This is a genomic window from Lentzea sp. NPDC060358 (assembly GCF_042725365.1).
Taxonomy (GTDB): Bacteria; Actinomycetota; Actinomycetes; order Mycobacteriales; family Pseudonocardiaceae; genus Lentzea.
This window is the reverse complement of sequence record NZ_JBHXCW010000322.1, coordinates 1-7,261: the sequence shown is the minus strand read 5'-3', so window position 1 is coordinate 7,261 and position 7,261 is coordinate 1. Positions and strand designations below refer to the sequence as shown.

At 71.4% G+C, this 7,261-nt stretch carries 7 protein-coding genes; 2 read left to right on the top strand and 5 right to left on the bottom strand.

Annotation, left to right across the window (positions count from 1 at the left end; genetic code table 11):
• Positions 1 to 44: 44 nt before the first annotated feature.
• Together ACFWGZ_RS37715 and ACFWGZ_RS37710 are read right to left on the bottom strand one after the other, a co-directional pair.
• Positions 45 to 491: a hypothetical protein gene (locus tag ACFWGZ_RS37715; RefSeq protein ID WP_382456383.1), complete on the bottom strand. Its 447-nt coding sequence runs from the start codon at positions 489 to 491 to the stop codon at positions 45 to 47.
• A 94-nt stretch (positions 492 to 585) separates the two neighbouring features.
• Positions 586 to 1,392: a methyltransferase domain-containing protein gene (locus tag ACFWGZ_RS37710; protein ID WP_382456382.1), complete on the bottom strand. Its 807-nt coding sequence runs from the start codon at positions 1,390 to 1,392 to the stop codon at positions 586 to 588.
• Positions 1,393 to 1,525: 133 nt separating this feature from the next.
• On the opposite strand from ACFWGZ_RS37710, the gene ACFWGZ_RS37705 reads away from it, so the two are divergent.
• Positions 1,526 to 3,031, top strand: a complete 1,506-nt coding sequence (locus tag ACFWGZ_RS37705; protein WP_382456381.1) for an amino acid adenylation domain-containing protein — start codon at positions 1,526 to 1,528, stop codon at positions 3,029 to 3,031.
• A 69-nt stretch (positions 3,032 to 3,100) separates the two neighbouring features.
• On the opposite strand, the gene ACFWGZ_RS37700 is transcribed toward ACFWGZ_RS37705, so the two are convergent.
• From ACFWGZ_RS37700 to ACFWGZ_RS37690, 3 genes are all read right to left on the bottom strand, one after another.
• Positions 3,101 to 4,147, bottom strand: a complete 1,047-nt coding sequence (locus ACFWGZ_RS37700; RefSeq protein ID WP_382456380.1) for a ketoacyl-ACP synthase III family protein — start codon at positions 4,145 to 4,147, stop codon at positions 3,101 to 3,103.
• A gap of 23 nt (positions 4,148 to 4,170) precedes the next feature.
• A complete protein-coding gene (locus tag ACFWGZ_RS37695; RefSeq protein ID WP_382456379.1) occupies positions 4,171 to 4,392 on the bottom strand; it encodes an acyl carrier protein in 222 nt (73 codons plus the stop codon).
• A 99-nt stretch (positions 4,393 to 4,491) separates the two neighbouring features.
• Positions 4,492 to 5,676, bottom strand: coding sequence for an NAD(P)/FAD-dependent oxidoreductase (locus tag ACFWGZ_RS37690; protein ID WP_382456378.1), 1,185 nt, complete (start codon positions 5,674 to 5,676; stop codon positions 4,492 to 4,494).
• Between the two features lie 175 nt (positions 5,677 to 5,851).
• On the opposite strand from ACFWGZ_RS37690, the gene ACFWGZ_RS37685 reads away from it, so the two are divergent.
• Positions 5,852 to 7,069 (top strand): cytochrome P450, encoded by a 1,218-nt coding sequence (locus ACFWGZ_RS37685; protein WP_382456377.1) that lies wholly within the window; start codon positions 5,852 to 5,854, stop codon positions 7,067 to 7,069.
• The last annotated feature ends 192 nt before the right edge of the window (positions 7,070 to 7,261 follow it).

The following is a 7,261-nucleotide window of genomic DNA, read 5'->3' as shown; positions in this document are numbered from 1 at the left end:
CGCCCCGGGTGGGTTCACCACCCGGGGCGTTCCCGTGTCCGCTGCTAGATGCGCTGGGCCTCGGTCTCCACCAGGACCGGCCCGATCACCGGTGTGCCGTCGGGTGAGCAGACGTAGGCGGAGGCCCGGGTGGTGAAGTGCGTGCGGCCGACCCTGCCGAGGTGGGACGCGTTGACCGCCCCGTTCGTCTCGGGATGGGTGATCCAGAAGCTGAACGCGCCGCTGCCGGTCCGGGTCCAGATGCCGGTGCCGTTCTGCGGAGGGCCACCGGGCTTGGTGGTGCAGTGCAACAGGTGGTCGGGCGTGAAGTCGCAGAGCATGGGACCGCGCTGCGGTGGTTCGCCGTTGTGGACGGTCACCATGACGTCCCACCTGCCGACGAGGCCGGCCTCGTCGGTGGCGCCGGCCGGCCCGGCGGCGACGACGGGGAGCGCGAGCAGGCAAGCGGTCAGCGCGGTGCGTGTGCGACGGGATTCACGAGACGTGGTCACAGGAGGACTCCTTCGGGTGGAATTCGTTCGATCGTGGAAACGCGAAGTGGCCACCCGCGGCGAGCGGATGGCCACTGTCCTTGCGCGGTGCGGGTTACGCGGTCTTGACTCCCGCGGCCACCAGCAACGGCCCGTGCACGAACGTGCGGTCGCTCTCGGCCCGTTCGCGCTGCTCGGCCAGCCAGCCGTCGGCCTGCTCCCGGCTCGCCACGCCGGCCGTCACGCCCGCCTTCGCGATGCTCTCCAGCACGTGCACGCAGTCGTCGTACCTGGTGTAGACACAGGTGAACGCCTCCGCCCGGACACCGGTGAAACCGTTGTCCAGCAACAGGCCGCGCAGCTTGCGCCCGCTCCACGGGTTGCTGATCGTGTCCGCGAACGCCTGCAGCAGCGTCCGCGTCAGCTCCTTGTCGTCGGAGTCGACGCACCAGCCGTCGGCGTCGATGTCGATCAGTACGATCCGGCCGCCCGTCTTGAGGACCCGGCGGGCCTCCGTGATCGCGACCTGCGAGTCGGCGAGGTGCTGGTACACCCGCTCGGCGCGGTAGCCGTCCGCACTGGCGTCGGGCAGCGGGATCTCCTCCGCGCCGGCGACGCGGTAGTCGCAGTCCGGGAAGCGCTGCCGGGCGACGTCGATCATGCCCTCGCTGGTGTCGACCCCGGTCACCTCGGTGCCGAGCTTGGCGAGCTCCGCGACCGAGATGCCCGCCCCGCAGCCGACGTCGACGACCCGGTCGCCGGGCCGGACGTCGAGCAGGTCGTAGGACCGCTCGCGCAGGGCGGGAATCGGGGCCATGTTCTCGGCGTGCTCGATGAACGCCACCAGCTTCGCGGCGCCCGCGCTCGAGTCCACATCGGAGAAATGACCGAGTTCGGCCGTCTGGTCTGACGAGGTGCTCAACTTCCCCCTCCTTCGTGAAGACACTGCTCATCCACCGTCATGGTCGCGGCCCCTGCTCGGGATCTCCTGGAAGCGCCGTCTCGACCTGACGTCGAGCCCGGTGCCCGATGCTGGACCCGACGAGGAGGCGGGGATGACGACGAGATCGGTGACGCAGGCGTTCCGCGACCAGGTGGCGAGGACGCCCCGGTCGGTCGCGGTGTCGGCCGAGGGGGACTCGGTCACCTACGAGGAGCTCGACTGCTGGTCGGACGCGCTGGCGTGGCGGCTGGCGGCGGCGGGGGTGGCGCCGGGCGACCGGGTGGTCGTCTCCCTGCCCCGTTCGCTCGAGCTGGTGGTGGCGTTGCTCGGCGTGCTCAAGGCGGGAGCGGCCTACGTGCCGGTCGACCGGGCCGACCCCGGTGGCCGGACGGCGATGATGCTGGCGGACTGCGCCGCGGCCGCCGCACTGTCCACACCGGACCGCGCGGAGGTCTTCGCCGGCGTCGCGGTGCTGGAGGTGCCGCCCCGGCCGGACGGGCCCGTGGCGCCGTTCGTCACATCCGCCGAGCCGGACGACCTCGCCTACCTCATGTACACCTCGGGGTCCACCGGCAGGCCCAAGTCCGTGATGGTGGAGCACCGCAACGTCACGAACCTGGTGAGCCGCCCCAACTTCGTGGACCTCACCGCGGACGACCGGATCCTGCAGCTGGCACCGGTGGCCTTCGACGCCGCGACGTTCGAGATCTGGGGCGCGCTGCTGAACGGCGCGCGGCTGGTGCTGGCGCCGCCCGGCGTGGTGCACGCCGACGAGCTGGGCGACCTCCTGCGCGACAACGGGGTCACGGTCCTGTGGCTGACCGCGGCACTCTTCCACCGCCAGGTCGACGTGGACGTCGAGGCGTTCGCCGGGCTGCGCACCGCGCTGGCCGGCGGCGACGTCCTGTCCGTGCCGCACGTGCGGCTGCTCCGCGAGACCTACCCGCACCTGCGGATCGTCAACGGGTACGGCCCCACCGAGACCACCACTTTCGCGCTGTGCCACGACATCGCGCCCGGCGAGGAGCTGAGCGGCTCGGTGCCGATCGGCAGGCCGCTGCAGAACGTGGACGTGCGGGTGGTCGACGGCGAGGGGAACCCCGTGCCCCCCGGCACGCCGGGAGAGCTGCTGATCGGCGGAGCCGGGGTGTCCCGCGGCTACTGGCGGCAGCCGGAGCTCACCGGGCGGGCGTTCGCCGAACGGACCTTCGACGGCGTGACCGGCCGGTTCTACCGCAGCGGCGACCGCGTGGTCCGCCGGCCCGACGGCGTGGTCGAGTTCCTCGGCAGGATGGACGACCAGGTCAAGCTGCGCGGGTTCCGGATCGAGCCGGGCGAGGTCGAGAACGTGCTGGCCGAGCACCCCCAGGTGCGGGAGGGGGCCGTGGGGGTCCGGGAGCACCACGACGGCGACCGGCGGCTCGTGGCGTGGGTCGTGAGCGCGGGGGAGGACTTCGACCGGCAGTCCCTGCGCGCCCACCTGCGCGCCCACCTGCCGGAGCACATGGTGCCGGCCGGGTTCGTGGCGCTGGCGGAGTTGCCGATCACGGTGAACGGCAAGGTGGACCGCAAGGCGCTGCCCGAACCGGACTGGTCCTCGCGGTCCCTGTACGTCTAGGCCCCGCAACGAAGAAGGTGGGCTTCCCCGCGGGGAAGCCCACCTCGCGCGTCCTCGTGGGACGGTGTGTCAGGCCCGGGCCCAGTGCGGCGTCTCGAGGATCTCGACCACCGCCGCGGTCCACACGTACCCGCCACCCGCGCACTGCAGGAGGACGAAGTCGCCGGGCTTCGGCTGCCGTTCGGTGAGGACGTGGTCGAGCCCGAGCACCACGTCGACCGTGCCGACCATGCCGATGTCCTTGCCCCAGTCGTAGGCGGTCTTGGCCCGGTCGACGCCCAGCAGGTTGTAGAGGCCGTGCACCGCGATGGTCTCGGCGAGCTGCTGGTGCAGGAAGAACGAGACGTCCCCGAGCTCGATCTCCGCCTCGTGCAGCGCCTGCTTCACCGAGTGCTGGACGCCACCGGAGATCCGCTCGACGATCTCGTCCAGGTCGATGTCCTTGTTGTGCATGTAGTCCTGCATGCTGCGGTCGAGCTGCAGCGTCTTGCCGTCCGGGAACGGCGCCGTGCTGAACTCGGCGCGGCACCGGCCGAGCGGCTCGAGCGACGGGTCGCCGTAGGAGAACATCGAGCGGATCCGCGCGAAGCCGGACCGCGTGGAGAGCACGACCGCACCGGCGCCGTCGCTGTCGACGTTCTGCTCGTGCGAGTTCCACCGGTCGATGAACGGCAGCTGGAACGCGTCGCCGCCGGTGACCAGCGCGGCGCCGGCGTCCGGCCGGGCGTGCAGGTAGGAGGCGGCGAGCTCCATGCCGCCGAGGAACGCGTTGCAGCCCTGCCGGACCTCGTACGCGGGCGCGCTGCCGCCGATGGTCTGCTGCTGCACGAAGCTGGCCGGCGTCCACAGGTCGAGGCCCTGGTGGCCCACGTAGCTGTGCACGAGGATCGCGAACTCGTCGTGCGCGAGCCCGGAGCGCGCCACCGCCTCCCTGCCCGCGACGGCCGCCATCACCGGTCCCGTCTCGCCGGGCGCGGCCACGCGGGCGGCGCGGTAGCCGTTCATGGCTTTCTTCTGCTCGGTGTACCGCCCGGCGGCGATCGCCTCGTCGACGGTTTCCACGCCGTCCGGCAGATATGTGCCGATACCGGCCAGGTACAGGTTGTCCCAACGCATTGCGATATTCCCCCTCGAACGGGTCAGGCGCTCAGTCGATCCAGTTCTCGCAGAACGGCGGAGACGGTCGGCGCCTCGTAGAAGCGGCGCAAGGTGACTTTCACGCCGAACTGGGCGTGGATGCGGCGGACCAGCTTGGACGCCAGCAGGGAGTGCCCTCCCAGGTCGAAGAAGCTGTCGTCCGGAGCGATGTCCGGTACCCCCAGGACCTCCGCGAACAATGTGCTCAGCTGTTCTTCTCGCACGGTCAGCGACCTCTCCGGAAGGGTGTCGACGCGAATTTTCGGTGTGGTGACACCTTTCCGCGCGCGGGTCGAACACCGCTCGCAGTGAGGCGGAACCGGTCAGCCGGACAATGCCGTTTCGAGCTCGTCGTCGTGGAATTCCTCGATGGTCAGCACGCCCGACGCGGTGGCGAAGTACCGGTCGGTGAGCCGGGAGGAGTTCGCCACCGCGCGCAGCATCGCGAGCTTGTGGCCGGTCACCTCGAGCTGCCCGACCACCAGGGTGTTGCGGTAGCACTCGAACAGCCCGTCCACGAGGTCGTCGGCGTACGCCGCCAGCCGCTTGTCCAGCGCCACCGGGTCGTGCAGCACGTCGGCCACCGCCGTGGTGAGCAGCTCCGCCTGCCAGAAGGCGTCGTTGATGCCGCGCGCGGTGATGGAGTCCTTGTGGTGCGCGGCATCGCCGACGAGGGCCCAGCCGGGACCGGACGCCTGGCGGAAGAAGTTCTGCTGGTCGCCGCTGCCGTGCATGCGGTCGACCTGCTCGGCCGCCATCGCCCGTTCGTACAGGGAGGGCGCGGTCGTGCGGATGCTCTCCAGGTAGTGCGCCCGCGGATCGGCGCGCACGGCGTCGAAGCCTGCCTGCGGCGAGTAGGAGGCGATGAGCGTCGCGTCGTTGGTCGGCACCACACCGATCCAGTTGCCGGGTCGTTCGTAGAGCTCGAAGTCCGCGGGCAGCCCGGCCCAGTAGCTGTAGTAGGCGCAGGTCTTCAGCGGGTCCTGGACGACGACCTCCGCGCCGAGCTTCTTGGCCATGGTGGACCGCATGCCGTCCGCTCCGACGACGAGGTGCGCGCGTTCCTCGGTGCGTCCGGCGCGTTCCGCACGGAACTCGACGCCGACGGCCCGGTCGCCGTCGAAGGCCGCACCGGCCACCGACGTGCCCTCCCGGAACTCCACCCCCGCCGCGACGGCCGCGTCGATCAGGATCTTGTCGAGCAGGTGGCGCCGGGGCGCGTAGGCCGTGCGCTGATCGCCCGCCGGCAGCGAGCATCCGGCCAGCCGGACGTCCGCGACCTGGTACACCGCTCTGTCCAGAGCGGGGCAGCCGGTGGCCACGACGGCGTCGAGCACGCCCCAGCGGGCGAGCCGGTCCACGCCGGGCTGGTGGATGTACAAAGTGGACAGCTTGTCGCTGGGGAACCGCGCCCGGTCCACCATCAGGACCCGGTGGCCCGCCCGGGCGAACTGCAGCGCGGTGGCGGCTCCCGCGACTCTCGCGCCCACCACGATGACGTCGTACACGTGGACCCCCTCGTCCGTGTCGGACCGCTTGGTGCGGCTCGTCGGCGGCCAGCATGGCGGCGGGATCTCGGCATCGGCTCGACCACGGGCCGCGTTCTCGAACGGCGCTGGACCTGGCTTCAGGCCGTTGCTCCTAGCGTGCGGGGGAACCCTGTCGTCGCGCCGAGGAGAGACCGTGGCCACCGGAGACGAATTCCCCCTGCCCGGATCGACCTACCGGGGTCCGGCCCCGCACTTCGCCCGGTTCCGCGCCGAGCAGCCCGTCGTGCGGGTGCCCGCGACCGGTGGAGGGCACGCGTGGCTCGTGACCCGGTACGACGACGTCCGCGCCGTGCTGAACGACGAGCGGTTCAGCAGGGCCGCCTCCTACGCGCCGGACGCGCCGCGGTTCCCGGGCCTGTTCCAGGCGCCGCCCGGCATGATCATCTCGCTGGACCCGCCCGACCACACCCGCCTGCGGACCCTGGTCGCCCAGGCGTTCTCGGTCGAGCGGATCGAGGGCATGCGTCCGCGGGTCGCCCAGCTGGTCGGCGAGTTGCTCGACCGGGCGGACGCCGACGCGGTCACCGCACCGGTGGACCTGCTGGGCCGCTTCACCTTCCCGCTGGCCCTGACGGTCATCGCCGAGCTGCTCGGCGTGCCGTCGCAGGACCAGGAGCGCTTCAGCGTCTGGATCCGCCGGTTCGCCGCCGTGGACGGCCCGCAGGACGAGGCGATCGCCGCCCGCGAGCAGCTCGGCGAGTACATGGCCGGCCTGGTGACGGGCAAGACCGCGGACCCCGGCGACGACGTGCTGTCCGCCCTGGTGCGCGCCCGGATCGGCGAGGACCGCCTCGACGTCGGCGAGCTGATCGGCCTCGGCTACACCCTGCTGGGCGCGGGCGGCGATTCGACGGCCTGCCAGCTGGCCAGCTCGGTCGTCACGCTGCTGGTGGAGGAACGCGACACCTGGGTCCGGCTGGGGGAGCACCCGGAGGAGGTGCCCGCCGCCGTCGAGGAGCTGCTGCGCTGGGTCAACCTGCCCACCAACGACACGTCCGGCCTGCCGCGGATCACCGTGGAGGACGTGGAGATCGGCGGTGTCACGATCCCCCGCGGGGACGCGGTGTTCGTGTCGATCACGTCGGCCAACCGGGACGAGGCGGTGTTCTCCTCGCCGGACGAGCTCGACTTCGGGCGGGGTGGTGAGCATCTGGCGTTCGGCCACGGCATTCACCGGTGCTTGGGTGCGCCGTTGGCTCGTATTGAGCTCGTCACGGCGTTGAGGGAGCTGACCCGTCGTTTTCCGGCGGCTCGGCTGGCGGTGCCGGAGGAGGAGTTGCGGTGGCAGCCGGCTGACATGAACCACCGGTTGCTCGAGTTGCCGATCGACTTGCACGGGAAGGGTTTTTAGGCGGGTGGTGGGTTGGCGGCGTGGTTGCGTGGTTGCGTTTGGCGGGCGGGTTCCTGTTTCCTGCTCGGGGCTCCGCCCCGGACCCCGCCAGCTGATCAAAGACCGGCCAGCGCCGTTCGTGGGTTGATGGCACGCCTGTTTCGTTGGGCGGCGTTGCGTTGCGTGGGTGGTGCGGTTCGGGTGGGGTGGTCC

Coding starts and splice junctions, on each gene's coding strand:
- ACFWGZ_RS37705 (WP_382456381.1), top strand. CDS start 1,526: ATGACGACGAGATCGGTGACGCAGGCGTTCCGCGACCAGGTGGCGAGG.
- ACFWGZ_RS37700 (WP_382456380.1), bottom strand. CDS start 4,147: ATGCGTTGGGACAACCTGTACCTGGCCGGTATCGGCACATATCTGCCG.